This window comes from Pseudomonas brassicacearum, assembly GCF_003732175.1.
GTDB classification, from domain to species: domain Bacteria; phylum Pseudomonadota; class Gammaproteobacteria; order Pseudomonadales; family Pseudomonadaceae; genus Aquipseudomonas; species Aquipseudomonas brassicacearum_G.
The window spans coordinates 139,301-166,029 of record NZ_MOBI01000002.1 but is presented as its reverse complement, the minus strand read 5'-3'; the positions used below and the strand labels follow the sequence as shown (position 1 = coordinate 166,029).

The following is a 26,729-nucleotide window of genomic DNA, read 5'->3' as shown; positions in this document are numbered from 1 at the left end:
GCATCCGGTTCAAAGGGAAGGGAACTACATTTGAGTCAGGTCACCTTAGGCATCCGTCATCTGCGAGATGAACAAATACTATTACGCGACGGCGGCCTTTATTGGGTGGCAGTGGATCAGCAGAGCGATTCTGCCGCGCTGGCGGTCCAGTGCCTGGCAGCGATGCCGGCCGATGCGCAAGGAATGTTGGTGTGCTGCGGGCATTCAAGTCAGGACCTGGCCCAGAAGTTGGCGGCAGATGCCGGTCCTGCTCAGTTGAAGCTGTTTGACATCAAAAAAGACGACATCGGCCTGACCCTCAAATCACTGGTCGGCGAGCTTGCCCGTGCTGCTCCGGTTGCTGGCACTACCATTGTGCTGATGCTGCCGGATAGCGCATGGCAGAGTGACGTCGCGCCAGAGCTGCGGCATTGCTGCCGGTCCCTGAGGCAATGGCTGGGCGGACGCCAATGCTCCCTGCTGGTGATCAGCCATGGCCAGGCGCCTCAGTTGCATGAAGGTTTGTTGCGGCTCAACGATACGATCTCCGGGCTCGCTCAGCTCTATCGCCGTGATGGTGGTATTCGCTATCAATTGCACTACTGGCACAGCGAACGGGGCGTGTGCAGCGGGCAGGAGTTCGAGCTCGAGTTGCAGGTGGACGGTTTTGCGCTCTCGGTCTATGAACAGACCAATGTGCAACTGACCCATACCGATGACCAGCGCATCTACCTGACGCAGCGTTCTGTGCTTGAAGGCTCGCCGCCGTTGTCGGATCAGTGGAGGCTGTTCGAGAACCGTGAGGATTTGCTCGAACAAGCCAGTCACGCTCGTGCTGCCAGCATCATCGTGGCCATTGACAACAACCTGCAGGTCGAAGAGCTGGCCCGTCAGATTCACACCTTGCGCGAGCGCTGCGGTATCGCGCTGAAGATCATCGTACGCGAGATGGAGCCCTGCCTGCGTTATCGGGACGAGCGTTTGCTGGTGTCCTGCGGCGCCAACATCACCGTACCCTATGGGACGACGCTGGCGCACTTCTTCAGCATCATCGACAACGCCCAGGGCCAGACCTGGCGGCGGAGCCGCACCACCGACTTCCAATCGCTATTCGAACGTCTGCGGCCGCCCACCGAGCGCGGCCTGTTAACGCCCCAGGAATTCATCAGCATGGTGGAGCGCGTCTATGGTGGCGCCTCTGGAGAAATCAGCCACCAACTGCTCAAACTGATGCCGCGCGGTGGCCTGGAAATCGAGCAGTACTTGAGTCAAATCGGCTTGCGTCGTTTCGGTGACGTCGCCTGCGTGGTCAACGGTGCCTTTTATCTGTTCCTGTTTGCCTGTCGCGCGGACGGACTGGAACCCGCATTGGGGAATATCTGCAGGCTGGCCTGGCGCGATCTCTTCAGTAGCTTCCAGATTCTCCCCGGCGTTGAAGCGTTGCCGCGCGAGGACTTCCTCGCGGCGCCCTTGCTGCCTCCCACGTTCGTTCTGGCAGAAGAACGCACGGCCGGTAGCTCCGCCGAAGCTGCCGGCCGTGTTGCCTATTCGCCTCAACGCACCACACTGCCCATTACGGACTCTTGTTCATGAGTTATTCCGAGCTGATCCAGGTGATTGGCCTCAGCAGCCTGCTGACCCTGGCACTGATCGTGGTACTGATCAGGTTCGGTCGCCATTTTCTGTCTGTCGTGCAGGGTCTCTTGCCCCCGCGTTACCTGAAATCCCGTGGTGTGCGTCGTCGCGCCCCTGTCCAGAGCGAGCCCAATGAGCCGGTTTGAAGTCATTAACCTGGCGTCAGTGCGCGCCTGGCCGGGCCTGGGTCCGTGGAATCTGTATTTCATCCTCAAGTTCGTATTGCTGTGGGCGGGCTACCTGAACCTGCAGGTATTGCCTAACCTGGTATTCGCGGCGGCGTTGCTGCTGCCGTTGCCGCATCGTTATCTACGCATCCTGCGTACAGTCATTGCGATCCCCGTGGGTGTTGCGCTGTTTTACCAGGACACCTGGCTGCCCCCTTTCAGCCGCTTGCTGGACCAGCCAGGCGTGCTGGATTTCAGCGGTGCATACGTGGTCGAGCTGGTGGGTCGTTTCATTGACTGGAACCTGTGTGCGCTGCTGGCTGTGTTGATGGTGGTCTATGCCTTCGTCCGGCACTGGCTGCGCCTGACCACTCTGAGTGTGCTGGGTTTAGCCTGGCTGGCCAGTGCCAATGTGCTGGCCCTGCGCACCAGCAATGAGCCGGTCGCGGTGTCGGCCAGTGGCGCTCCCATCGCAGCGGTGAGCTCGGCCGCCCCGGACAGTGCGACACTGGAAGCCTACCTGCAGAAGTTCTATAGCACCGAGGCTGGACGGCAGGTGGAGTTCAAGCCTGCGACTTCTGCAGCGCAGCCTTTCGACCTGTTGCTGATCAATATCTGCTCCATGGCCTGGGATGATCTGGAATCCGTGGGGCTGCGCGATAACACGTTGTTCCGGCAGATGGACGTTATTTTCGACAGCTTCAACTCGGCCACTTCCTACAGCGGCCCGGCGGCGATCCGCCTGTTGCGCGCCAGTTGTGGGCAGGTCCCGCACAATCAGCTCTATGGCACGGCCCCGGAGCAGTGCATGTTGATGGACGACTTGAGCAAGCTGGGCTTTTCCAGCGAAGTCATGCTCAACCACACCGGGCAGTTCGAAGGCTTCCTTGACGAAGTCCGCGCCCAAGGGTCATTACCGGGTCCCGCGATCAGTACCAGCAAATTGCCGCGTGCCTTGGTGGGCTTCGACGGTTCGCCGATCCTGCGCGATGCGCAGGTACTGGATACCTGGTGGAAGCACCGCGAAGCAGAAAAGAGCGATCGCGTGGCGCTGTTCTACAACACCACCACGCTGCATGACGGCAACCGTGTGCTGACCGCTGATGGCGGCACCAGGAGCAGCGATTACAAACCGCTTGCCCAAGGGCTGATCGATGACCTCAATGGCTTCATCAAACAACTGGAACTCAGTGGCCGTCGCGTAGTGGTGGTGATCGTGCCGGAGCATGGCGCGTCGCTGCATGGCGACCGTATGCAGATAGCCGGCATGCGCGAGATCCCGAGCCAGTCCATTACCCACGTACCGGTTGGAATCAAGTTGGTGGGCATGGGGCATAACCCCGGTGCTGCGCCACTGCACATCACCGAACCGAGCAGTTTCCTGGCTCTGTCGGAAATCATCAGTCGCTTGTATAGCGCCCAGCCCCAGGCGGATGGCCAGGGTCTCAACTGGTCGGCTCTGCTGAGCAATCTGCCGCAAACGGCGGCAGTCTCTGAAAACGCTGGCACGGTGGTCGTTGACTACGCCGGAAAACCTTACATACGAATCAAGGAGAAAGCAGGATGGCTGCCTTACCCACAGCGCTTCAAGTGAAGGCCCGGGTGCAGTCGCGTGCGGACCGTGCCGATGACATCGCCCGCCTGAAACTGGAGCTTGAGCTGCCCGAACTGGACTACGTGGACACATCCGCACAGATCGAATTGCAAAAGGCCCTGCATCGCTGGCCGCTGCTGGCGGAGATGGAACGCCTGCAGCCGGCGGTCCTGCCGATGATACGTGAGTCCGGACTGGAGATGCTGTCGTGACCGCACTGAGTCTTCGTGGTCTGCGCGGCGGTGTTGGCACCAGCTCGCTGCTGGCGGCCACCGGCTATGCATTGCATAGTCTGGGCGAGCGCGTGCTGCTGGTCGACATGTGTCCGGAAAACCTGCTTCGCCTGCACTTCAATGTCAGCTTCGGCGAGCGCGGTGGCTGGGCGCGCGCCATGATCGAAGGGGAGGGCTGGAACACCCAGGCCTGGACCGTGGAACCGGGATTGAGTGTGTTGCCTTACGGCCGCCTGAAACGGGAAGAGCAGGATCACATCGAGCAGCGCCTGCTAAACGAGCCGAATCTATGGCGCCGCCGACAGGCCAGCCTTGCCGAACACTTTGACTGGATCCTGTTCGATGTGCCCTTGCGACTGCCCGGTCATGCTTTTGTCGGACCCTGTGCGTTGCGCCTGCAGATTGTCGAGGCGGACGCTGCCTGCCACGTGCTGTTGCAGCAGGAGGAAGCCCCCCGCGAGCACCTGCTGATCAACCGCTTCGACCCGGTCAGCCAATTGCAGCGCGACCTGCTGCTGATCTGGCGCAAACAATATGGTGCCCGCCTGCTGCCTCTCAACGTGCATCAGGATGAAGCGATGCGCGAAGCCCAGGCGTTCAAGATGCCGGTGGGGGCTTATGCCGAGGCCAGTCTGGTTGCCCAGGATGTGCTGAGCCTGGCCACCTGGTGCCTGACCCGACGCTTGGGGACAGTATGATCGCTCGCGTTTTTCCTTATGCTCACCTGCGTCGGCGCTATGACTGTGCGCCGCCAGTTGCACTGCTGCTGGCGACAATGAACGCCCTGGCGTGGTTGCTGTTGCGTCTGGAGTCACCGAGCTGGCGCGCGGTGCTCGATCAGCCAAAGCGCTGGTATCCACAACTGACCAACAAGGCTCCGAGCCTGGGCGATCCGTTGCGCTATGCGGTACAAAGCCTCTGGCTACTGCTGGTTCGCCCGGCCAGGCCGCGGGCGGGGACGCTGTCGACTCCAGCCTGGCTCAAGCTCGTCGGAGCGCTGTACCTGCGGCTGTGGACGCGGATTGGCAAGGTGCTGGAAGAGTTGCCCCGGCGCGCCGAGGCCAGCCAGCAAATTCGTCAGAGCAGCCATTGGTGGAAAGGCCTGGATCGTCACAACCAACGATTGGTCAACACGGCCATCGGTGTCGTCGCCTTCATTTTTACGTTGCTGTGCATCACCGAGCCCTTCGGCTACGTCGCCCAGTTGGTATTCGTCTTGCTGCTGTGGGGCCTGGCCATGCTGGTGCGACGGGTTCCGGGCCGCTTTCCGACGTTGTTGATGGTGGTACTGTCGACCATCGTCTCGTGCCGTTACCTGTGGTGGCGCTACACCTCGACCCTGAACTGGAACCAGCCACTGGACCTGGTGTGCGGGATGATCCTGCTGGTGGCCGAAACTTATTCCTGGGTAGTGCTGATCCTGGGGTACATCCAGACGTGCTGGCCCTTGGGCCGCAAACCGGCGTCGCTGCCGCGCGACACGCGCCTGTGGCCCAGCGTCGACCTGTTGATCCCGACCTACAACGAAGACCTGTCAATCGTGCGAGGTACGGTGTACGCGGCCATGGGCATCGACTGGCCGGCCGACAAGCTGAACATCTACATTCTCGATGACGGCAGACGCGAGAGTTTCCGCCAGTTCGCCGCCGAAGTAGGGGTGGGCTACATCACTCGCAGCGACAATCGTCATGCCAAGGCCGGTAACCTCAACCACGCGCTGAAGCAACTGAACGGCGAACTGGTCGCCATTTTCGACTGTGACCACATACCTGTGCGCTCATTCCTGCAGATGACCACCGGGGGATTTTTGCGTGATCCGAAACTGGCGCTGGTGCAGACCCCGCACCATTTCCTGTCACCGGACCCCTTCGAGCGCAATCTCAATGTATTCCGCGAGCACCCCAACGAAGGCGAGCTGTTCTACGGGTTGATTCAGGACGGCAACGACATGTGGAACGCAGCGTTTTTCTGCGGCTCATGTGCGGTGCTGCGGCGTAGCGCGCTGGACGCGATCGGCGGCTTTGCCGTCGAGACGGTTACCGAAGACGCCCACACGGCGCTACGCTTGCACCGCAACGGCTGGAACTCGGCCTATATCAAGTTGCCGCAAGCGGCTGGCCTGGCGACCGAGAGCCTGTCAGCGCACATCGGCCAGCGCATTCGCTGGGCCCGTGGCATGGCGCAGATCTTCCGCACCGACAACCCCTTGCTCGGAAAAGGCCTGACCGTCTTCCAGCGCATCTGTTACGCCAACGCGATGATGCACTTTTTGGCCGGCCTGCCGCGTTTGGTGTTTCTGATGGCGCCGCTGGCGTTTTTGTTCCTGCATGCCTACATCATCTACGCCCCGGCGCTGATGATCCTGCTGTACGTGCTGCCACACATGATCCACGCAAGCCTCACCAACTCGCGGATGCAGGGCGCCTATCGTCGGACTTTCTGGGGGGAGGTGTACGAGACCGTCCTGGCCTGGTACATCGCGCGCCCCACCACCGTGGCATTGTTCAACCCCAAAAAGGGCAAGTTCAACGTCACCGCCAAGGGCGGCCTGATGGAGCAGAACCAGTTTGACTGGAAAATCGCCCAGCCGTACTTGCTACTGGCGTTGCTGAACATTACCGGCCTGGGTTTTGCTGTCTGGCGTCTGTTCTGCGGCCCCCGCGACGAAATTGTCACCGTTGTGGTGAGTATTCTCTGGGTGGTCTACAACCTGCTGATCATCGGGGGCGCCATGGCGGTCGCTGCTGAAGTGCGCCAGGTTCGCCAGACCCACCGGGTATACGTCAAGTTGCCCGCTGCAGTGCGCCTTGAGAGTGGTCACTGTTACCCAGGCATGCTGCAGGACTATTCCGACGGTGGCGCAGGTATCCAGCTCGACACTTCGCTGTCGCTGGCGGTGGGCGGGAGCATCTCGCTGATGATGCAGCGCGGCACTCGTGAATTCCTGTTCCCGGGCTATATCAGCCGCAGCCACAAGAACTTCATCGGCATCAGCTTCACCGGCCTCAATGCACAACAGAAAATCGACTTTGTGCAGTGCACGTTTGCCCGCGCCGACGCGTGGCTTAATTGGGGCGAGAAATTCACCCCGGATCGCCCGCTGCACAGCTTTTTGGACATTCTCAAACTTGGCGGTACCGGTTACTACCGCCTCTACGAATACCTGCCTGCCTGGATCCGCCGCATCGCCGGCCCACCTTTGCGGATGTTGCGCTGGTTGGTCAGTTTCCTGCCGCGCATGCCAGTTGCTGCCCCAGTTCCCAACTCCCCATCAGTGAGCGCACCATGAGCCGCTACTTCAGCAAACCCCTTGTTGTCAGTCTGGCGCTCCTGGTCGCCGGTTACGCCCAGGCCGCCACTGCACCTGTGTCTGTCGCACCGGTCGTGGTCAGTAACGTACCGAGCTGGAGCACTGCGTACAGCTTCGAACAGCTCGGCCGTCCCGCCGACAGCCTGTTGCTGGGTATCCACAATAGCGACCAGATCGAATTCAGCCTGCGCCGCGATCGCATTGCCAGTGACGCGAAACTGCAGCTGGAGTACACGCCGTCGCCTTCGCTGCTGCCACAGGTCTCGCATTTACGCGTGTACCTCAACGACGTACTGATGAGCGTTGTGCCGATCGAGAAGGATCAGTTGGGTAAGAGGGTCAACCAATCGGTAGCCCTGGACCCGCGCCTGATTGCGGACTTCAACCGCGTACGCCTGGAGTTCGTCGGCCACTACACCGATGTCTGCGAAGATCCGGCCAACAGCACACTATGGTTGAACGTGGGGCGCGGCAGTCAGATCCAATTGCAGGAGCAGGCGCTAACGCTCAAGAACGACCTGGCCTATTTCCCGATGCCTTTCTTCGACACCCGAGGCCAGGACAAGCCGGTCATCAATTTGGTCTTCGCTGCTGCGCCGACCTTGGGCGAGCAGCGTGCAGCCGGGATCCTGGCGTCCTATTTCGGCAGCCAGGCCACTTGGCGTGGTGCACAGTTTCCCGTGCTGTTCGACCAGCTGCCGCCCGCCGATGAACGCCATCGCACCAAGTCGGTCATTGTCTTTGCCACCAACGATCATCGCCCGTCCTTCCTGGCTGACACAAAGTTGTTCCCGGTGGTGGATGCGCCCGTTGTACAGATGATCGACAACCCGCAGGATCCCTACAGCAAGATGTTGCTGGTGCTGGGTCGCAACGACGATGACCTGGCTGTGGCTGCCCGCGCCCTGGCCTTGGGTGCAGGCACGTTCCGTGGCTCGCGCGTGACCGTCAACAAGGTCGAGCAGCTCAAGCCTCGGGTGCCTTATGACGCGCCGAACTGGATGCGCACGGACCGCTCGGTACGCTTCGCCGAGTTGATCAAATACCCCGAGCAGCTTCAGGCCAACGGGCTGCAGCCACGGCCCATCACGGTGGACGTGAATCTGCCGCCTGACCTGTTTGTCTGGCGTAACCAGGGGATCCCGCTGCAAACCAAGTTTCGTTATACGCCACCGTTGGTCAACGACGAGTCGCGCTTGACCATCAGCCTGAACAACCAATTCATCACCAGCTTGCCGCTGCTAAGCAAGACCGACAGCCGTCTGGAGGAGCTGCGCCTGGCGGTGTTGTCCAACGAGTCGGCGAACCTCAGCGACAAGCTGCTGGTGCCGGCACTGAAGATTGGCGATCGTAATACCCTGCGTTTCGACTTCAACTTCGCCAGCACCTTTAGCAGTGCCCAGCGCGACCGTTGCCAGACTTCGCTGCCGGTGAACAACCAGGCCGTGATCGATGAAGAGTCGACCATTGACCTCTCCGGCTACTATCACTACATCGCCATGCCCGACCTGCGCGCTTTTGCCCGAGGTGGTTTTCCATACAGCCGCATGGCTGACCTGTCGGAAACCCTGGTGATGGTCCCGACCCACAGTAGCGCGGTGCAACTGAGTACGGTGTTCGAGACCCTTGCCGGAATCTCTGCGCGCTCAGGCTTGCCAGCGTTTGGTCTTCAACTTTCGAACAACTGGGACGACGCCAGGGCGGATGCCGATCTGCTGGTATTCGGCGCCATGGCGCCGGGTGTAGGCGATGGTGCCGATGCCAATCTGGTGCTGGACAAGACGCGTGCCTGGCTACTCAAACCGTCCAACGAGCAGAGCGGCAAGTCGGCCCGCGCCGGCCAGTTCAGCGATGAGCGCGACGTGGGAGCCAACCGCGTCGACGTCAGCGCCCAGGCACCGATCGCCGCCATCGTCGGCTTGCAGTCGCCGTATCACCAACAGCGCAGCATCGTAGCCTTGCTGGCGAGCGATGACGCCGATTACCAACTGCTGCGCGACACCCTGGGCGACACGGGGAAAATGGACGCCGTTACCGGTTCCGTGACGCTGATCCGCAGCAGTGGCGTAGACAGCAGTTGGGTGGGCCAGCAGTACTTCGTCGGCCATCTTCCGTGGTGGTTGCTGCTTTGGTACCAATTGTCCGAGCACCCGATCCTGCTGGCGGTCATGGCCACCATCAGTGTGCTGCTGACAGCGTTCCTGCTGTGGCGCGCACTACGTTGGGCTGCCCGTCGTCGCCTGGCTGGTCAGGAGTAGTCGGGTGAAGGCTTTCTTCGCGCTGGCTTTGACCGCGATTGTCATAGCGCCTGGTTTTGCCGGCGCTGCTGAATGCGCTTGGCCGGCCTGGCAGAATTATCGCCAGGCGATGCTCAGCCCGGACGGACGGGTAATTGACCACTCTTCGGAGCAGTTGATTTCCACGTCTGAAGGACAGAGCTATGGGCTGTTTTTCGCCCTGCTGGGCAATGACCGCGAAAGCTTCGCCAAGGTGCTGCGCTGGACCCAGGACAACCTGGCCGGGGGAGATCTGAACCGGCAGCTTCCGGCGTGGCAGTGGGGGCGCGACAAAGCTGGCCGCTGGCAGGTACTTGATAGCAACAACGCCACCGACGCCGACTTGTGGATCGCCTACAGTCTGCTGGAAGCCGGGCGTCTATGGCATCAACCGACTTACCTGGCATTGGGCCGCAACCTGCTCTGGCGCAGTGCTGCGCAAAGCCTGCGCAAGCTACCGGGCCTGGGCCTGATGCTGCTGCCCGGCGACACCGGATTCGATAATGCCGAGGGTTGGCGTTTGAATGCCAGCTATCTGCCGCCGCAATTACTGGCCCGCTTCGCCCAGGAAGCATCAATCTGGGCGGAGCTGGCCAGCAACACCGAGCGTCTACTGATCGAAAGCTCGCCCAAGGGCCTGGCACCCGACTGGCAACTGTGGAAACCCGGGCAGGGTTGGGCCGTGGACAGTCAGAAAGGCAGCGTTGGTAGCTATGACGCCATTCGTGCCTACCTCTGGCTGGGCATGCTGGACAAGGATGCCCCCGGGCGCACCGGGTTGATCGAACACTTCAAACCCATGCTGGACCTGACTGCGCGGCTGGGCCACGTTCCGGAAAAAGTCGACACTCTCACCGGTCTCGATAATGGCGCCGGCCCGGTTGGTTTCAGTGCTGCATTGCTGCCCTTGCTGGCTGCCAGCCCGGACAGTGTGGATGCCCTCAAGGCCCAACGCCAACGCCTGCAACAAGAGCCACCCTTGGCAGATGCCTATTACAACCAATCGCTGACGCTGTTCGGGCAGGGTTGGGACCAACAACGTTATCGCTTCGATAAGAACGGACACCTCGTGCCAAACTGGACTGCCGCATGCACAAAATGACCGGTTTCGGGCTGCTGTTGAGCAGCGTTTATGGGGTCGCCTTGGGCCAGCCTCTCAGCCCGCCCGACCAGCAGCAATGGCTGCTGGAGCAGGTCCGCATTGGTGAGGCGCTGTACCGCGAAGACCTGGTGCATGACTCGCTGGCTCGTCTGGAACTGATCGCCCCGGACAATCCGCAGGTGAAAGTTGTCGAAGTCCGCCAGGCACTGCTGCAAAAAAATCAACCGGAAGCCGAACGCCTGGTCGCCCAACTGCGCCAACAGGCGCCAGGCACGGCGGCCCTGCGTCAGGCCGAGAGCTTGCTGAAAATGCATGGTGCCGACGGTCAAAGGGCTCTGCAGGAGGCGCGCCTGCTGGCCGTCGCCGGCCGCTCCGAAGACGCGGTCAAGGCCTATCGACAGTTGTTCGGCGATGATATGCCGGACTTTGCCACAGCTCTGGAATATCTGAACGTGCGTAGCGGCATCAAGGCCGAGCGTCCGGTTGTGATAGAGCAGTTGCGCGAGTTGGATCGGCAGTACCCCGGCAATGCCCCGCTGCGCCAGACCTTGGCCGGCCTGCTGTTTGCCGAAAAGCGTGATCCCGAGGCGCTGGACGTCCTGCATCAATTGGCTGGCGATCCGAACGCCAGCAACAACGCTGCCGAGCGCGAATACAACTATTGGCTCAAACAACCGGTAGGGCACGAAACCGCGCAGGGCTGGCGAGCGTTTCTGAACCTCTACCCCAATACCAGCTTGCGCCCTGACGCGACTAAACAATTGCAAGAGCAGGAGCAATACCTGGCTGATCCGGCCTGGCAGGCCGGAGTCAAAGGCAAGGCATTGCTCGAGGCCGGCGACAACGTCGGCGCTGAAGCCAGTTTGCTTCGGGCGATCAAGCGTTACCCGCAAGACTCCAGCCTGCTGGGCTCGCTGGGTGTTTCGCTGATGCGCCAGAACAAGCACGAAGCGGCATACAACGCTTTCGTCAAAGCCTCGTCCATCGAGCAGGACACCTTCTGGATGACCAAGTGGCAGGATCTCAAGGCTGCCAACTATCAGTGGATGCTGCTGCAAAAGGGTGATGAAGCCCTTGAGCGAAAGGATTATCCCGTTGCAAAAAAATGGTACCGCCAGGCGAACCAAGCCAAGCTTAACGATCCTGCGCCGCTGATCGGCTTGTCCTACGCTGCCCGGGGCGAATCCGATGACATCACCGCAGAAGCCTTGCTGGTGCGAGCGCGCAAGCTCGATCCGGGCAATGCAAGCGTGGTGCGTGCGATGGTCCGCTTGTACCAGTCGCAATCACCGGAAAAGGCCGAGCACTACCTCGACAGCCTGACGCCCAAAGAGCAGCAAGAGTTCCAAAGCGTGCGTCGGGGGCTGATGCTGGATCGCCTTAATGCGCAGGCCGATGACGCTACCCGGCGCAGCGATTGGGCGCAGGTGACGGTAGCCTTGAGCAAGGCTCGCGTGCTGGACCCGGACAATCCCTGGCTGGTGTACCGCTTGGCCAATGCCCAGCGCGAATTGGGCCTCAATACCGAGGCCGATCAAAGCTTCCACTGGCTGCTACAACGTCAGGGCCAGAACACCGAGGCGCGCTATGCCCACGGCCTGTTTCTGGCCAATGCCGAGCGTGACGGCGATGCCATGGGCAGTCTGCAACAGATTCCCCGTACCGCCTGGAGCGACAACATGAACGAGCTGTGGGCTCGTCTGCAGCGTCGCCAGTTGCTCGCGAAGGCCCGGGCACTACGCGACGGCGGCCATGAGGCCCAGGCCGAAGCGCTGCTGATGCGCGCGCCGACCACTGACGACTACCTGACCCTGGCCGACTGGGCTCAGCAGCGTGGCGACCTGGTACAGGCCGAAAGCCGCTATCGCAAAGTGCTGACCAGCGTGCCGAAAAATGCCGAGGCCCAACTCGGCCTGAGCGAAGTGCTGATCGCCCGCGGTCAGCCGAACGCCGCCAAGGTCAGCCTGATGGCAGTGCCGACGCCGGTACCGGCTGATGTGTCGTTTCAGCGCCGGCTGGCCAATGCCTGGGCGTCGCTGGGCGACAAGACGCGTGCGAACGCGCTGTTCGCGCAGTTGCTCAATACCCCGCAAAGTGATCCGTTGGTCTATCGGGATGCGGCGCGTCTGCTGTCCCGAGAAGAGCCGCAGCGGGCTCTGGATGACTATGCGCGCAGCATGGGCGCGGCAACGATGATCGAACCGCAACAGGTCGAACCGCGCGACAACCGTGCCATGACCTTGGCCAGCCGTGCCAGGGACAGCGATGACTGGTTGAAGCGCAGCATCCGCAGCGACGTCGACGAGCTGTACCAAAAGCAGAATCCGACGGTGAACTTGTACCATGACCTCGCCTGGCGCACCGACAACAGTTCCTCGGGGGTCTCGGACCTGACCACCCAAACCACCATCCTGCGCATCGACGCGCCGGTGGCGCAGGGGCAGGGCTTTGTCCAGGCCGAAGACATCAATCTGGATGTCAGCAATTTTTCCAGTACTGACCGGTTCGGCTTGTGCGCGGTGGCGCAGGGTGGCTGTACCAGCGCTTCGCAGAGCGTGCGCGGCACCCTGTTGGGCATGGGCTGGCACGATGATCGCTGGGCCTTCGACCTCGGTCATACGCCACAAGAGTTCACGGTGTCCAACTGGGTCGGCGGTGTCACTTACAGCGGTGACTGGAACAGCTTGGGCTACCGCCTCACGGCATCGCGGCGACCCCTGACCAACTCACTGGTGTCGTATGCCGGTGCGGTCGATCCGGTTACCGGAACCAAGTGGGGCGGCGTTACCGCCAACGGCTTCACCCTGGGCCTGAGCCATGACCAAGGCGGCGATGATGGCGTGTGGGCCAGCCTGAGCAGTCATTGGTTAATGGGGCAGAACGTTGAGAACAACCAACGGCGCACAGCCATGGGCGGTTATTACTATCGTCTGGTGGAACGCGCGGACGAGCGCCTGCGCACTGGCCTGACCCTGATGTACATGGGCTACGACAAGGACTTAAGCGAAGACACACTCGGCCAGGGCGGCTACTACAGCCCACAGCAGTACTACTCGGTCAGCGTGCCGGTGAACTACGCCTGGCGTAACGCTGACTGGTCGGCCCTGCTCGAAAGCTCGGTGGGTTGGTCGTTCGCGAAAATCGACGGCTCTGATCTCTACCCCAAAGACAATCGCGAAGCTGATCTGCAGAGCCTGCTGGCGCAATCGAACAAGACTCTAGTGGACAACCCGTCCATGACCAAGAGTGGCAGTAACAGCAACGGCTTCAATTTCCGTGTCCAGGGCCTCGTGGAGCGTCGCCTTTCCGATAACCTGGTCCTGGGCACCGGCATCACCTGGCAGCACAGCGAAGGCTACGCCCCGAGCCGGGCCTTGCTTTACTTGCGCTACACATTTGACCCTTGGCAAGGCAACCTACCGCTACCGGTAACGCCGATCTCGCCTTATGCAGATATGCGCTAGAGCGTCACAGCAGGCGTTTGCCATCCTGGGAAAGCCTGAAATCAACTGCTTGAAAAGATGACAGGTCAGAATCATCGGACGGGTTCGAATTATCGCTCTGCAAATTCGGTATGGGTGTAGCGGTCAACTAACTCCGGAGAATAAAAAGCCCGGCACTGGATCGGCGTTCCTGCTGACCGAGTGGTTCCAAGCAGTGGTTTATTTCCAGAGTATCGAAGCAATCGAAACAGTCCCATTCTTACCGCATTCTCTGGTAATCCGCTGCTCCACTCCCTTGCGGGAGTGGGGTAGATGGTTACGGTATTATTTATAGCGTCAGTTTATACGCCCATTATCATCATGCGGTTGACGAACAATACGGCGGACGTTACGTTGAATTCAATGAACGCACTTTTCGTCACCACCACGACAACCACCACCACCACGACCGCCATCGGCGGGCCGCGGGGAGGTTGTGCGCTCTAAACACTTGCCACAATTTAACCGAAAGGCCCCGCCGGAAACGGACGGGGCTTTTTTGTGCTCTTCGTCTTTCCGGCCCATAAAAACATCAGGGAGAGAAGGATGGACGATTTTGATCACCGCGCATTGGGAAATAAACTCGATTTGCAAAGCGTTCGGTCTGCGAGTGACGCCAGGCAATCAATGAAGGTTCGCCGGGCTTCGCCACTTTTTGATCGATTGACGGGCGGCGTCGGCTTAGCAACAACCGTCCTGCTCTTTCTGCAGTTTCTCGTTAATCTCTCGGTGTTCGGGGCTTTTCCGCTGCTGGCTGCCTTTCTGAGCGTCGAGCGACGCTTGAGCGCCGGCGACGTCGCGAGCGTACTCACCGTGAGCCTGCTGTCGAGTCGGCTGTTGCCGCTTGTTCTAGGATCTGCTAGCGACCGATTTAATAGCAGAGTACTGGCTTCGTTGGGTCTGGTGTGCCGTGCTATGGGATTCATCGGTTTGGGCCATGCTCTCGATTTCCCTGCGTTGGCCGCATGTGCATTCTTGAGTGGATTCGGCGCAGCCCTCTATGAAACGACCGCGTACTCCGTGTTCGGCACCCTCAAAACAGACATTCGTTCGCGTGTATTCGTCTTGAATAATCTTGTACTTAACCTGGGTGCGCTGGTCGGGCCAACAGTGCTGTTCTTACTGCCTGCCCATGGCGGCGCTTTTCCATTTGAGGTGAGCGGTTATATCTTCGCTGCGTTGGCTTTGGTGGCACCGTTCGCGGCTGTACGAACGCGCGTGAATGAAAGACCGAAGCGTGTTGCCTCTGCGCTTTTTGAGGTTTTCCATGACAGGAAATTTCGAAGACTCTGCATCGCACTTATCCCGTTCTGGACTGTGTACACACAAATTTATGTGTTCATCCCACTGACTTTCGCTCAGGGAGCGTCAGGGTATAACGGTGTGCGACCGTTCTACATCGCGAACGCTTTGTTCGGTGTCTTAACTGCGCTTCTGGGGATGCGATGGTTTCAACAGGCAAGGTGGCAATCCCTGATGTCAATCGGTCATCTCGCGCTGCTCGCCTGTTTCGCACTGGCAGCGCTCATTTTCCTGGGCGAATGGAACTCGCAGCAGTCTGTGGTGATCCTCGTTGTCATCGCTTTGGTTTTCACGTTCGGCGAAAGCCTCATCTTGCCTGCGTCGAACATCGCTCTCGCGGAACTGACGACCGAGAGCAACGCTGGAAGCTATTTCGGCGCGTCAGCAGTCTCTTGGGCGATAGGCGGAGCATTGGGAAACTATCTGGGCAGTATGGGCGCGCGATGGACGCCTATCAGCATGAGTTGGCTCCTTTTCGCTTTTGTCTGCATGATCGGGTTGCTTTGTTTCAAGAGGCTTGGACATGCCCAATAGGGGCGGAGCCAAGATGAGCTTAAATTCTTATCATAAGCACTCTGTATATATAGGATTATTCAGGGCAATAAAAAGCCCGGCAACTGGGCCGGGCTCTATTGGCGTTTGAACGTTGTTTAGCTCAACAGCCCGGTACTGACCGCGACAATCAGGAAAATACCCAATACCGCCCGGTAAATAACGAAAGGCCACGTGGAAAACCTTTCGAGGAATTTCATCAGGCCCCAGATGGCGCAAAACGCCGACACGCTGGCAATCACCAATCCGAAAATCAGGTGCGACCACGCTTCGGCCGGGATATGCGCGTGATACAGCACCCACAGCTCTTTCAAACCGGCCAGCGCGATAGCGGGCAGCCCAAGCAGGAATGAGAAGCGCGCGGCTTCTTCGCGTTTGAAGTTAAGGAAGAGCGCGGCGGTGAGTGTGGAACCGGAGCGGGAAACGCCGGGAATCAGCGCGCCAATCTGCGCAATACCGACGATCAATGCATCCCGCAGGCGCATCTGTCCCACTACGCGTTGATGGCGGCAACTGAGTTCGGCTGCAGCCAGCAGAACGGCCATCACCAGGCACGAGATACCAATCACCATCAGGCCTCTTAACGGTGAATTGCACGTGTTGAGCAGCGAGGACAAGGCCAGGCCCGCGATGCCGATCGGGATGGTCGCCAGCACAATGGCAACGGCCAGCTTGAACGACTGGTTGCTGTAATCACGCTGCCGCACGGCGCCTATGCTGCCCGTGACGACTTCCCGTACATCACGCCAGAAATAGCTGACGACCGCGGCCAGTGCGGCCAATTGCATCGCGGCGGAAAATGCCGAGCCAGGATCGGGCCAGCCGAGCAGGGCGGGCACGATTCGCATGTGCGCAGTGGATGAAATGGGTAATAGCTCGGTGATGCCTTGAATGATCCCCAGGATGCCAATTTGCAGGTAATCCAGAGAAGCAAAGCCGATATCAAGGCCGCTGGTACAGACGTTTGTCAAAATACGTTCCTTAAGAAGTAAGGCTTTCCCACTACCCCGAAAACACGGTGCGACGCTCGGAAAGTCTCGGCAGTGGGCAAATATCCTGGACTGAACCGCTCTGTCAGAGGGTCGTTCATGGTAACTGCGAGCGGAATAATGGCCTTATTTGTAACTGTTTGCTACTGGCTGTTGAGATGATTTTTTTAGTCAGGTACGCCCGCGAAGCCCATGTGTACAGGGCTGAGCTGGATTTTATGTTCGCTTCATGACCGTCAATCGAGGTTCCTCAGTCCCAGCTAAGTTTGCCTGCGTAGTCTCTCCCTTGCGCCAATTGCAGCGCTGTCAAGGAGAAGCATCCACATGAAGCCGCTTACGAAAGCTGACTGGCTCAATAAAGTCCCCGAGGTGACCCTGTCGTTCTGGGTCATCAAGATCATGTCCACTACGGTGGGTGAAACCGGCGCTGACTTTCTCGCCGTCGATGCCGGGTTGGGGCAGAGTGTGACCAGTATCGGCATGGCCGTGCTGTTGGCGATTGCACTGTTCGGCCAACTTCGTACACGTGCCTACACCCCTTGGATTTATTGGCTTACGGTGGTGCTGGTGAGTGTCGTCGGAACGCAGATTACCGATGTGCTCACTGACAAAATGGGCATCAGTCTGTATGCCAGCACGGCGGTATTTTCGGTGCTGCTGGCGATCAATTTCATGATCTGGTACGGGTTGGAGCGCAGTCTTTCGATCACTGAAATCGTCACGCCGCGCCGGGAGTTGTTCTATTGGGCGACGGTGCTCTGCACCTTTGCGCTGGGCACCGCGGCCGGTGACCTCGCCACCGAGGCGCTGGGTCTTGGCTTCACACTGGGCGCGGTGATTTTTGGTGCGTTGATCGGCGTGACGTTCGCCGCCTGGCGCCTGGGCGGCAATACGGTCCTGACCTTCTGGATCGCCTACATCCTGACCCGTCCTTTCGGCGCCTCCCTGGGAGACTTGCTGACGCAAGCCAAGACCTATGGCGGCCTTGGCATGGGCGCCATGTGGACCAGCGCGATTTTCCTCAGCGTCATCCTGATTCTGGTCGCCGTCGCACAGATGAGCGTCGGCAATCGCAAACTCGTCACTGAATAACCCATTCAAAAGCCTATCAAGGAATCATCATGGTCTACGTTCAAACCGCCATTCGTAAAGCCGCCGTCCTTTCAGCCATTGTCGTGTTCGGCCTGGTCGCCGGGTGTTCGAAACCTGCTGACGCCCCTAAAGCGAGCGCTACTTCGAGCGCGGCCAGCGTCCAGCAGAGTTCGGCCTCGAAACTCGGCGACCTGTCGGCATTCCAGGGCATTGCGGCCAACGTTGCCGATCTGGTGAATAAAAACGACCTGCCGGGCGCAAAAACGCGAATCAAGGACCTGGAGTTGTCCTGGGACTCCGCAGAAGCCGGCATAAAGCCGCGTGCTGCCAGCGACTGGCATGTCCTGGACAAGTCCATCGACAATGCACTTGAGGCCTTGCGCGCCGACAGCCCGAAACAGAGCGACTGCAAGGCGGCGATGGACGACTTGCTGAAAATCTTCAATTCACTGCAAGGAAAAAGCTGATCGCTTTCAATACCCATAAATCGCTTCGCGCACGCTTGAACAGGTGATTCAATGCAGGCTCGGCACTGATTGCGCAGGTGTATACCCGCGTGAGTGTCGAGCCTCACTTATCACCGGAGAGGGACATGCGGATATTACTGGTCGAAGACGACCCCATGATCGGGGAGGCGATCCAGGACGCACTGAAAGATGCCAGTTATGCCGCCGACTGGGTCAACAATGGCCTCACCGCCCTGACGGCGCTGGACACTCAACATTATGACCTGGTGCTGCTTGATCTTGGCCTGCCCGGCAAAGACGGCCTTGCGGTATTGGACAGCATTCGGGCGCGCAACAATGGCGTTCCACTGCTGATCATCACGGCCCGCGACAGCCTTGACGATCGCTTGCGCGGCCTCGACGGTGGCGCTGACGATTACCTGCTCAAACCCTTTGATATGGCCGAGCTGCTGGCCCGCATGCGTGCGGTTCTGCGCCGCAAAGGCGGCAGCGCGCTGCCGGTGTTCAGCAACGGCGTGGTGTCGCTGGACCCGATCTCGAAACAAGCCAGCACCGAAGAAAACCCCGAGGTCCAGCTCTCCAGCCGCGAGTTTTCGCTGCTGCAGGCGCTGTTGATCAGGCCAGGGGCAATTCTCTCTCGCAGCGAGCTCGAAGACCGTATCTATGGCTGGGGCAATGAAGTGGAAAGTAATGCGGTGGAGTTTCTGATCCATGCATTGCGTCGCAAGCTGGGTAGCCACGTCATCAAGAATGTCAGGGGTATGGGATGGATGGTTTCAAAAGGCGACTGAGCGAGTCGGTCCAGGTCAGGCTGTCCGTTTCCCTGTCGCTGGCCATTTTGATCGTCGCTATCGTGGCCGGCATTTTTGCCTTTGTCTCGGCATTCGATGAAGCCCTGGAAATGCAGGACAACACCTTGCATCAGGTGGCCGTGTTGTTCGAGCGTCAGCAGATGACGCTGACCTATCCGACGCAAGGCAAGGGCATCGAGGGCGACGATGAAGAATCCCGGGTCACCGTTCAGTACCTGAACGATGGCAACAAGGTGTCGGGCAATGTGGAGGCTGGCGCACCGCTGCCACTGCCGACAACGCTGGCCGACGGGCTGTCGACGCTGGTGGTCGGTGGCGAACCGTTTCGTGTGCTGGTCAAGACCCTGACCAGTGGCGCACGCATCGCCGTTGCACAGGAAACCGGCACGCGCGACAAGGACGCCCGCGAGAGCGCCTGGCGCGGCCTGTTGCCGTTCCTCATCCTGTTTCCGGTGCTCTTGCTGGTGGTTGCCGATCTGGTGCACAAGCTGTTTCGGCCTATCGCGGCACTGGCGTCTGAAATCGACCAGCGCGGCGAGCAGGAACTGCACCCCATCGACGAGAACCATTTGCCCGCCGAGATCCGTCCCTTCGTGCTGGCCATCAATCGATTGCTCAACCGTGTAGCTCAGTCGATGGAGACCCAGCGTCGCTTCGTCGCCGATGCCGCCCACGAACTCCGATCACCGTTGACGGCCCTGTCGCTGCAAGCCGAGCGCCTGGCGGTCGCAGACATGTCGACGTTGGCCCGGGAGCGTCTGTTTGCGTTGCGGCGGGGGATCGAGCGCGGCAAGAATCTGATTGATCAACTGTTGGCGCTGGCCACCGCACAATCGAACTCGACGCTGCCCGCAACACCGGTTTCCGTGCATGGCGTCTATCGTCGCGTGTTGGAGGATCTGCTGCCGCTGGCCGAGGCCAAGCATATCGACATCGGTGTCGAGGACGAACAGGATGTGCAGGTGCTGATCAACGAGCTGGACCTGCTTGCCATGGTCAAGAACCTGGTCGATAACGCCATTCGCTATACGCCTGCGGGCGGACGGATAGATCTCTCGGTGAGCATGGAGGAGGGCGGAGCGCTATTGCAGGTCAAGGACACCGGCCCCGGTATTGCGGCCGAGGAACGGGAGCGTGTGTTCGACCCATTTTATCGCAGCCTCGGGAACCATGAGGTCGGGTCCGGGCTGGGGCTGTCGATCGTCAAGGCGGTAGCGGATCGTAGCGGGGCATGGATTCGCCTGGGGTTTGGTGATGAGGTGGCAAGAAGCGGGTTGTGTGTCTCGGTGTGGTTGCCGTCATTGATTTCCCGCAGCGTTCCCCCTGCCGCCCATTTGTAGGCGCGGTATCATTTGCGAAAAGAACACATCGTCGGCCGGTGCATTTCTCGGCCGGCCCTGGATACTCATTCAAGGATCAACCCATGCTTTTAAGCAAACGCGATCAGGCGCGAATCGAGCGTCGCCTGGTGGTTACCCTGACCGAAGCATGTGAAACGGCCAAAGCGGAAATCGTCGGGTTCGCCTGGTTGACCCATGAGGTGAATTACTCGGCATTCCCAGCAAGCCTGAAGGTGACCTGGGTCTTCGACACACAGGCCAACAAGCGCCAGGCCCTGGCCAGTGGGCAAGCTGAACACATGGTCGAACTGACGGCCGTGGCGTTTAGTGAAGCGGATATTCTCGTCAGCCCGGTTTCGGCTTACGTGCAATTTGATACTGAAGAAGAGTGTCAGCGCACTCATGCCGGAAACTGGCAGCAACGCTTGGCGCGCCAGCGCTCGACTCGGGATTGAACCATGGCCAAGGATATCGAAAACCCGTGTATTTCCGTTTGTCAGCTGCGCGGTGAGCTGTGTGTGAGTTGTGGGCGCATCAAGGAGGACATCAGGAAATGGAAGCGCATGAAGCGCCCCGAAAAAATGGCCGCCGTGCAACGCGCGAACCTGCGCCTGCAAAGCCTGAAAAAAAATAACGGGTGAGCCGCTGGCGAATAAAGTTGTTGAGCCGTTGCTGAGTAACCAGACAGTCAAATCACAACGTTAAAGGGAGTTAACGATGGAAATGGATCATGTTTTTATTTGTGTGAATCATGACGTTCAAGGTGCTGAAGCTCTGAAAACCCTCGGGCTTGCCGAAGGGACACCAAACGTCCACCCGGGTCAAGGCACTGCCAATAGACGGTTCTTCTTCCGAAACGCTTTCATTGAGCTTCTATATCTCACGGATGAGTCAGAAGCTCGAAGTCAGTTAACGGCGCCAACCCGACTCTTTGAACGCCTCACGTGCACAGAGGGAGTCGCCGCGCCCTTTGGTGTTTGCTTCAGACCTTCCACGGTAGGGGAGAAGTCACTATTTCCAGTCTGGGAGTATCGACCCGTTTACTTACCCGCGGCCCTGAGCGTCGACGTGGGACATGCGCCTGTATCCGAACCGATGTGGTTTTTTCTTTCGTTTGCCAAGAGACCCGATGAAGCTCCGATTGAGCGAGCGCAGCCGTTCGAGCATCCCAATGGTTTTCGCGACATTACATCGGTGCGAGTAATCACTCCCGACAACCAGGCTTTTTCTACCGCTGCGCATTGTGCAAACCAGCTGGAAGGGTTTGCAATTGTTCAGGGTCATGAGCATCTGCTCATAGTGGAGATTGATCATGGGGCGAGCGGCCAGACGCACGATTTTCGTCCGGGGATGCCGATGATCATGAACTGGTAGTTCGGCCTGAAACGGACGCTCGAAAGCAAAAAAAGCTAAAAACAGACGATCACGCAGGGGGGATTACCCGGTTGCTGGCCGGGCCGCCTTCAATTCCGTAATATCCGCGGCCCTTTGTCCCACCACGTCCTGCGGTCTGCTCCGTCGGTCTGTATTTTAGGTAAGCCATGAAATCCAAACGTCTGCGTGCCGATGCCCTGGCCGGACTCACCACCTCTTTTGCTCTGCTGCCCGAATGCATCGCCTTCGCCCTGGTTGCCCACCTGAATCCGCTAATGGGTTTGTACGGCGCCTTCATCATCTGCACCCTGACCGCATTGTTCGGGGGCCGGCCGGGGATGATTTCCGGTGCTGCCGGATCGATGGCCGTGGTGATCGTCGCGCTGGTGGTGCAGCACGGCGTGCAGTATCTGCTCGCCACTGTGTTGATGGGTGGACTGTTGATGATGGCTTTCGGTCTGCTACGGTTGGGCAAGCTAGTGCGCATGGTGCCGTACCCGGTGATGCTCGGTTTCGTCAACGGCTTGGCGATTGTCATTGCCCTGGCCCAACTGGAGCATTTCAAGAGTGGCGGGACCTGGCTGAGCGGTACTGCGCTGTACCTGATGATCGGGCTGGTAGCGCTGACGATGGCCATCGTCTACGTGTTGCCGCGCGTGACCCGAGCCGTGCCACCGGCGTTGGTGGCGATCCTCGGCGTCGGTCTGGCGGTCTACCTGCTCGGCTTGCCGACTCGCACCCTTGGCGACATGGCGCACATTGCCGGCGGTCTGCCTGGCCTGACCTTGCCTCAAGTGCCCTGGAATCTGGAAACCCTGCGCATCGTTGCCCCTTACGCCGTGTTGATGGCCCTGGTCGGGCTGTTGGAAACCCTCTTGACGCTGAACCTTACCGACGAGATCACCGAGAGCCGTGGCTACCCGGATCGCGAATGCGTGGCATTGGGCGCGGCCAATATAGTCTCCGGTCTGTTCGGTGGGATGGGCGGATGCGCCATGATCGGTCAAACCGTGATCAACCTCAGCTCCAACGGCCGCGGTCGCCTTTCTGGTGTGGTCGCCGGAGTGATGATCTTGCTGTTCGTGCTATTTCTTTCGCCGCTGATCGAGCGCATCCCGCTGGCGGCACTGGTCGGGGTGATGTTTGTGGTGGCGCAGCAGACCTTCGCCTGGGCCTCGCTGCGGGTGCTCAACAAGGTGCCGTTGAACGACGTATTGGTGATCATTGCCGTAACGATCATCACGGTGTTCACCGATCTGGCCATCGCCGTGCTCTGCGGGATTGTCATTGCCGCGCTGAACTTCGCTTGGCAGCAGGCCCGCGAGCTATACGCCGACAGTTACCTGGAAGCCGACGGCAGCAAGCTCTATCGCCTGCATGGCACGCTGTTCTTCGCCTCTACTGCACCGTTCCTCAATCAGTTCGACCCCGCCAACGACCCGCCTCAGGTAACCCTCGATTGTCGCCACCTGAGCTTTGTTGACTACTCGGCCATCGCCGCGCTGAAGACGCTGCGTGAGCGTTACGTCAAGACCGGCAAACAGTTGCGGGTGTTTCACTTGTCCGAACGCTGCAAGAAAATGCTCAAGCGCGCGGGCGTGGCTCACGACTGAGGTCGGTGCATGCGAGCAGGTCGAGTTGCGCTCAAGGTTGATAGAGTCAGCGGTATCAACGCTGGGGAAGGTTCCAGCGTTCGCGAAAGTACTCGTACTCCGCTTCGGGCAACTGGACCAGTAAAGGCGACTGACGCGGATCCAGCCAGCTGAACAAACGAGCAATATCCGCTGGGTCCATGGCTGTGCAGCCAAGCGTCGGGGAGGTGGGGGCACGCCAGATGTGGAAGAAAATGCACGAGCCGGAGTCGGCGGACGCCGGCGTGTTGTGCTCGATGAAAATGCCTTGTCGATACATGTCGTCATCGCGACGCATGTGTTCGGAGCTGTTCCAGTCCTTGGCAATCGTCGCCCCGTCGACAAGCTCGTTGTAGCGCTTGGAGTGGCTGTCATCCACGCATTCGGTGCTCGATGTCAGCGCAAGATAAGGCAGTCTGGTGTCGGCCGTGTTGTCGTAGCCAAAGGCAGTTCCCAGTTTGAACAGGCCTGCAGGCGCTTTCCCGTCACCTTCACGTTTGACCGGCCCCTTGCGTTGCTCAACGACACTGAGACCCTTGCCCCAGGCCAGCCCGCTTTTGCCGACAACCACCGGAAACGACGCGCCGTATTTCTGAAACGTTTTCCCTTGCCGCTCATAGCGTTGGGCGGTCCCCTGGACATCAGTCCAGTTTTTTGTCGTGACTACAATGAGCTGGTTGCTGGTGTCTGGCACCTGCGCCTGCGCTGCATGAGGCTGTGGGTCGGTGACGCTGGACTCCAGTGGTGTAATAGGAAAATCCATGACGTTCTTCAACGCATCATTCCCGGTGTAGGTGAAGTGCCACCATTCTTTCGAGTACCCGGAAAATCCCTCTTTTTGCATGGCGTTGCCGAGCCGCTGCCGATTCACTTTGGCGGTCGCGTTGATCGTCGGATTATCGGTATGCGCTCGCTCATCAAAGCAATCGAAACCTGTTCCCATGTCGACAGCACCATCATGCCAACGCTGCTCATAGGGAGCGGCGCAGTCGACTTGCACGGCCGAGGGACTCCATGTCTGAGCGGGCAGAGCCTCTGGGCCCGTCAGCGTCAAATCCACCGTGCCACCCTTGGAGTGATTCGAAACCCGGGCCACATAGCCCAGACGCCAGAAGTCTTGCTTGTCCACGCGCGGATAGAACTCAGCCTTGCGCGGGTCACCCGGTAGCGTCGCAAAGCGCCCCATATCGGCAACAGCACGGCTGGGTCGATAGCAGTCAAATACCTTCAAGCCGTAACCTTGCGTGCGCAGCGCCGTTTGTACCCGGGCAAGGGCCTTGGCCGCGTCCAGCGACAACAGACACTCCGCAGCGCCGTAGCCGTCGAGCGGGTGGCCGGTAAAGTTGTGGGCGCTGGCATAGCGGATGTCTTGCTCGATACTTGGATCAATCGCCCGCAAATAGACCATATGCTCGGGCCTTGGCTCGGCGCTCGCCATGCAGGGCGCGATAACAGCTAGCATCGAGAAGCACAGCGGTATGATTCTGCACAGCAGGCGCATGCGATGCCTCCAAAGATGCCGGTTTTCAATCCAGAGCAGGCTAATGGTTGTACCCTTTTTTCTCAATCAGGGTTAGCGGGGTGAGTCGCCTTGTTGGGTAGATGGCATTGCCGCTTGCCTGGCCATCTGATATCAGAGAAGCTCCTCGCCAGTCCATATTCAGGGCGAATTAGCCACATGATCGAATGGTTTAGGGAAGAGTTGAATGACGCTCAGGGTGATGGTGATCGGTGGCTACGGAAACTTTGGCAGCATCGTTTGCCGGCATTTAATTGCGATGCCAGGTGTATCCCTGGTGATTTCGGGGCGCGACTCACAGAAGTTGTTGCGCAAAGCCGATGAGCTGAAAGCCCAATCGGGCACAACCTGTGAAAGCTGGTGCTGCGATGCCATGGACGCTGCATTCAAGTCCGTCCTGGACTCGATGGGTATTCAGTTGGTCATCCATACCGGCGGCCCGTTTCAGGGGCAGACCTATGCCGTTGCGCAGGGCTGTATCGATGCGGGCGTGAACTACTGCGACCTGTCTGACTGCCGTACTTTCGTCACCGGTATCGGCGCGCTCGACGCACAAGCCAAGCGTGCAGGAGTGGCTATCCTCAGCGGTTGCAGTTCGGTGCCGACCTTATCGTCGGCAATAATCGACCAACACCGACATCGCTTCAAACGTATCGACTCGATCGACCATGGCATTTCATCTTCGGCAAAGATGCCGGGACTGTCGACCGTCGAAGGCGTGCTCGCCTACGCAGGTAAACCGATCAAGCAACTCAAGAATGGACAGGTGCATGAAGTGTTGGGCTGGCAGGACCTGACATTTCGCAAGATGCCACAACTGGGTACCCGGGTCCTGGCCAATGTCGATGTGCCGGACATCGATATATTCGCCCAGCGTTATGGTGCCAAAACCCTGAGCTTCAAAGCTGGCTCAGGCCTGAAGCTCGGCGGTGTGGCCAACTATCTGCTGGCTCAGGCGATGAGAGTGGGGTTGGTCCAGGACCATGCGCCGTGGGCTGCAAGATTGCATCGCTGGGGCCGGAGGTTCGAGCGATTCGGTGATGGTAAAAGTGCAATGTACATCGACGTCCAGGGCATCGATGTAAATGCAAAACCGCTGTCCATGACGGTGCAACTGACGGCTATGAATGACAAGGGGCCAGAGATCCCCAGCTGCGCAGCTGTTGCCTTGGCCGCAAAAATCGTCCGAGGGTATTTGCCCGAGCCCGGTGCCCGAGCTTGCGTGGGCGAGATCACCGTCGAGGAGTACATGGCGGCGATCAACGACCCGGTGAATCTAGACTTGTCCGTAGACTTTTCTGACGGGCAGGTCTGACCATGCTCTATCTGTGTCTGAAGTACATCCACGTCATCGCCGCCATTTTCCTGTTCGGATTCGGCATGGGGTCTTACCTCTATTTGATCGCCGCCAGCCGCACAGGCAATCCTCAAGTGATCGCGCATGTGGCGAGAATGGTCGTGCGGTTCGACACCTGGATTACCACACCGGCAGGTTTCATTCAGATCGTGACAGGCTATCTGTTGGTGAGGCTTGCCGGACTTCCCCTGACCACGGAATGGGTTCTGACGTCGCTGATCATCTTCCTGTGTGTGGGCTCACTGTGGCTTCCGGTGTTGGCGCTTCAGAAGCGGCTGCACGTGATGGCCTTGAGCGCAGTTGAGGCGGGGGCGAGGCTCGATGATGAGTACAAATCCGTTTACAGAAAATGGTTCTGGATGGGGATCCTGGGGTTTTTGGGAATGTTTGTAATTGTGATGATTATGGTGACGAAGATGACGCCGAGGGACTTGATTGAAGTGATGGGGTAGGAGGGTGAGGCAATCCCGGACGCGGGCTATCACCAAACGACGCAACCAACCCAGGCAGATGAGC

At 59.3% G+C, this 26,729-nt stretch carries 22 protein-coding genes; 20 read left to right on the top strand and 2 right to left on the bottom strand.

Annotated elements, in window-relative coordinates; genetic code table 11:
* Positions 1–30 precede the first annotated feature (30 nt).
* The 10 genes from bcsE (at position 31) to BK658_RS01810 (ending at position 15,614) form a co-directional block, all read left to right on the top strand.
* Positions 31–1,572: a cellulose biosynthesis protein BcsE gene (gene bcsE, locus BK658_RS01855; protein ID WP_123580659.1), complete on the top strand. Its 1,542-nt coding sequence runs from the start codon at positions 31–33 to the stop codon at positions 1,570–1,572.
* A complete protein-coding gene (gene bcsF, locus BK658_RS01850) occupies positions 1,569–1,760 on the top strand; it encodes a cellulose biosynthesis protein BcsF (RefSeq protein WP_123580657.1) in 192 nt (63 codons plus the stop codon). The genes bcsE and bcsF overlap by 4 nt, the downstream gene beginning before the upstream one ends.
* Positions 1,747–3,375, top strand: a complete 1,629-nt coding sequence (bcsG, locus tag BK658_RS01845; RefSeq protein ID WP_123580654.1) for a cellulose biosynthesis protein BcsG — start codon at positions 1,747–1,749, stop codon at positions 3,373–3,375. The genes bcsF and bcsG overlap by 14 nt, the downstream gene beginning before the upstream one ends.
* The gene (bcsR, locus tag BK658_RS01840; protein ID WP_123580652.1) at positions 3,345–3,587 is read left to right on the top strand and encodes a cellulose biosynthesis protein BcsR; all 243 of its coding nucleotides are present in this window, start codon (positions 3,345–3,347) and stop codon (positions 3,585–3,587) included. The genes bcsG and bcsR overlap by 31 nt, the downstream gene beginning before the upstream one ends.
* Complete coding sequence (bcsQ, locus tag BK658_RS01835) at positions 3,584–4,306, top strand: cellulose biosynthesis protein BcsQ (RefSeq protein ID WP_123580650.1); 723 nt, start codon at positions 3,584–3,586, stop codon at positions 4,304–4,306. Before bcsR ends, bcsQ begins: the two co-directional genes overlap by 4 nt.
* The gene (bcsA, locus tag BK658_RS01830) at positions 4,303–6,897 is read left to right on the top strand and encodes a UDP-forming cellulose synthase catalytic subunit (protein WP_123580647.1); all 2,595 of its coding nucleotides are present in this window, start codon (positions 4,303–4,305) and stop codon (positions 6,895–6,897) included. Before bcsQ ends, bcsA begins: the two co-directional genes overlap by 4 nt.
* Positions 6,894–9,176 carry a cellulose biosynthesis cyclic di-GMP-binding regulatory protein BcsB gene (gene bcsB / locus BK658_RS01825; protein WP_123580645.1) on the top strand — a complete coding sequence of 761 codons (2,283 nt, stop codon included), beginning with the start codon at positions 6,894–6,896 and terminating at the stop codon, positions 9,174–9,176. Before bcsA ends, bcsB begins: the two co-directional genes overlap by 4 nt.
* Positions 9,177–9,180: 4 nt before the next feature.
* A complete protein-coding gene (gene bcsZ, locus BK658_RS01820; RefSeq protein WP_123580643.1) occupies positions 9,181–10,296 on the top strand; it encodes a cellulose synthase complex periplasmic endoglucanase BcsZ in 1,116 nt (371 codons plus the stop codon).
* A complete protein-coding gene (gene bcsC / locus BK658_RS01815) occupies positions 10,284–13,760 on the top strand; it encodes a cellulose synthase complex outer membrane protein BcsC (protein WP_123580641.1) in 3,477 nt (1,158 codons plus the stop codon). The genes bcsZ and bcsC overlap by 13 nt, the downstream gene beginning before the upstream one ends.
* A 564-nt stretch (positions 13,761–14,324) precedes the next feature.
* The gene (locus BK658_RS01810) at positions 14,325–15,614 is read left to right on the top strand and encodes an MFS transporter (protein WP_123580639.1); all 1,290 of its coding nucleotides are present in this window, start codon (positions 14,325–14,327) and stop codon (positions 15,612–15,614) included.
* Positions 15,615–15,730: 116 nt separating this feature from the next.
* On the opposite strand, the gene BK658_RS01805 is transcribed toward BK658_RS01810, so the two are convergent.
* The gene (locus tag BK658_RS01805; RefSeq protein ID WP_123580637.1) at positions 15,731–16,603 is read right to left on the bottom strand and encodes an undecaprenyl-diphosphate phosphatase; all 873 of its coding nucleotides are present in this window, start codon (positions 16,601–16,603) and stop codon (positions 15,731–15,733) included.
* Between the two features lie 342 nt (positions 16,604–16,945).
* Between BK658_RS01805 and BK658_RS01800 the strand changes: the two genes are divergently transcribed.
* The 8 genes from BK658_RS01800 (at position 16,946) to BK658_RS01765 (ending at position 23,319) form a co-directional block, all read left to right on the top strand.
* Entirely contained in the window at positions 16,946–17,713 is a 768-nt protein-coding gene (locus tag BK658_RS01800; protein ID WP_123580635.1) for a COG4705 family protein, read from the top strand.
* Positions 17,714–17,742: 29 nt separating this feature from the next.
* Entirely contained in the window at positions 17,743–18,180 is a 438-nt protein-coding gene (locus BK658_RS01795; RefSeq protein ID WP_123580633.1) for a hypothetical protein, read from the top strand.
* Between the two features lie 125 nt (positions 18,181–18,305).
* Positions 18,306–18,971 carry a response regulator transcription factor gene (locus tag BK658_RS01790; RefSeq protein ID WP_123580630.1) on the top strand — a complete coding sequence of 222 codons (666 nt, stop codon included), beginning with the start codon at positions 18,306–18,308 and terminating at the stop codon, positions 18,969–18,971.
* On the top strand, positions 18,947–20,332 hold the full coding sequence (locus BK658_RS01785) for an ATP-binding protein (protein ID WP_123580628.1): 1,386 nt from the start codon (positions 18,947–18,949) through the stop codon (positions 20,330–20,332). Before BK658_RS01790 ends, BK658_RS01785 begins: the two co-directional genes overlap by 25 nt.
* Positions 20,333–20,415: 83 nt before the next feature.
* A complete protein-coding gene (locus tag BK658_RS01780) occupies positions 20,416–20,787 on the top strand; it encodes a hypothetical protein (protein WP_123580626.1) in 372 nt (123 codons plus the stop codon).
* Between the two features lie 3 nt (positions 20,788–20,790).
* Entirely contained in the window at positions 20,791–20,973 is a 183-nt protein-coding gene (locus BK658_RS01775) for a DUF1289 domain-containing protein (protein ID WP_123580624.1), read from the top strand.
* Between the two features lie 76 nt (positions 20,974–21,049).
* A complete protein-coding gene (locus BK658_RS01770; RefSeq protein WP_123580622.1) occupies positions 21,050–21,706 on the top strand; it encodes a VOC family protein in 657 nt (218 codons plus the stop codon).
* A 167-nt stretch (positions 21,707–21,873) separates the two neighbouring features.
* The gene (locus BK658_RS01765; RefSeq protein ID WP_123580620.1) at positions 21,874–23,319 is read left to right on the top strand and encodes a SulP family inorganic anion transporter; all 1,446 of its coding nucleotides are present in this window, start codon (positions 21,874–21,876) and stop codon (positions 23,317–23,319) included.
* Between the two features lie 55 nt (positions 23,320–23,374).
* Here BK658_RS01765 and BK658_RS01760 read toward each other — a convergent pair whose 3' ends face one another.
* Positions 23,375–24,838 carry a M15 family metallopeptidase gene (locus tag BK658_RS01760; RefSeq protein WP_123580616.1) on the bottom strand — a complete coding sequence of 488 codons (1,464 nt, stop codon included), beginning with the start codon at positions 24,836–24,838 and terminating at the stop codon, positions 23,375–23,377.
* Between the two features lie 205 nt (positions 24,839–25,043).
* Between BK658_RS01760 and BK658_RS01755 the strand changes: the two genes are divergently transcribed.
* Both BK658_RS01755 and BK658_RS01750 read left to right on the top strand, forming a co-directional pair.
* Positions 25,044–26,171, top strand: a complete 1,128-nt coding sequence (locus BK658_RS01755) for a saccharopine dehydrogenase family protein (RefSeq protein WP_123580614.1) — start codon at positions 25,044–25,046, stop codon at positions 26,169–26,171.
* Positions 26,172–26,173: 2 nt separating this feature from the next.
* Complete coding sequence (locus tag BK658_RS01750; protein WP_123580612.1) at positions 26,174–26,665, top strand: DUF2269 family protein; 492 nt, start codon at positions 26,174–26,176, stop codon at positions 26,663–26,665.
* Positions 26,666–26,729 lie beyond the last annotated feature (64 nt).

Coding starts and splice junctions, on each gene's coding strand:
- BK658_RS01785 (WP_123580628.1), top strand. CDS start 18,947: ATGGATGGTTTCAAAAGGCGACTGAGCGAGTCGGTCCAGGTCAGGCTG.
- bcsB (WP_123580645.1), top strand. CDS start 6,894: ATGAGCCGCTACTTCAGCAAACCCCTTGTTGTCAGTCTGGCGCTCCTG.
- BK658_RS01770 (WP_123580622.1), top strand. CDS start 21,050: ATGGAAATGGATCATGTTTTTATTTGTGTGAATCATGACGTTCAAGGT.
- bcsC (WP_123580641.1), top strand. CDS start 10,284: ATGCACAAAATGACCGGTTTCGGGCTGCTGTTGAGCAGCGTTTATGGG.
- bcsF (WP_123580657.1), top strand. CDS start 1,569: ATGAGTTATTCCGAGCTGATCCAGGTGATTGGCCTCAGCAGCCTGCTG.
- BK658_RS01800 (WP_123580635.1), top strand. CDS start 16,946: ATGAAGCCGCTTACGAAAGCTGACTGGCTCAATAAAGTCCCCGAGGTG.
- BK658_RS01790 (WP_123580630.1), top strand. CDS start 18,306: ATGCGGATATTACTGGTCGAAGACGACCCCATGATCGGGGAGGCGATC.
- bcsR (WP_123580652.1), top strand. CDS start 3,345: ATGGCTGCCTTACCCACAGCGCTTCAAGTGAAGGCCCGGGTGCAGTCG.
- BK658_RS01775 (WP_123580624.1), top strand. CDS start 20,791: ATGGCCAAGGATATCGAAAACCCGTGTATTTCCGTTTGTCAGCTGCGC.
- bcsG (WP_123580654.1), top strand. CDS start 1,747: ATGAGCCGGTTTGAAGTCATTAACCTGGCGTCAGTGCGCGCCTGGCCG.
- BK658_RS01810 (WP_123580639.1), top strand. CDS start 14,325: ATGGACGATTTTGATCACCGCGCATTGGGAAATAAACTCGATTTGCAA.
- BK658_RS01765 (WP_123580620.1), top strand. CDS start 21,874: ATGAAATCCAAACGTCTGCGTGCCGATGCCCTGGCCGGACTCACCACC.
- BK658_RS01780 (WP_123580626.1), top strand. CDS start 20,416: ATGCTTTTAAGCAAACGCGATCAGGCGCGAATCGAGCGTCGCCTGGTG.
- BK658_RS01795 (WP_123580633.1), top strand. CDS start 17,743: ATGGTCTACGTTCAAACCGCCATTCGTAAAGCCGCCGTCCTTTCAGCC.
- BK658_RS01760 (WP_123580616.1), bottom strand. CDS start 24,838: ATGCGCCTGCTGTGCAGAATCATACCGCTGTGCTTCTCGATGCTAGCT.
- BK658_RS01755 (WP_123580614.1), top strand. CDS start 25,044: ATGACGCTCAGGGTGATGGTGATCGGTGGCTACGGAAACTTTGGCAGC.
- BK658_RS01750 (WP_123580612.1), top strand. CDS start 26,174: ATGCTCTATCTGTGTCTGAAGTACATCCACGTCATCGCCGCCATTTTC.
- bcsA (WP_123580647.1), top strand. CDS start 4,303: ATGATCGCTCGCGTTTTTCCTTATGCTCACCTGCGTCGGCGCTATGAC.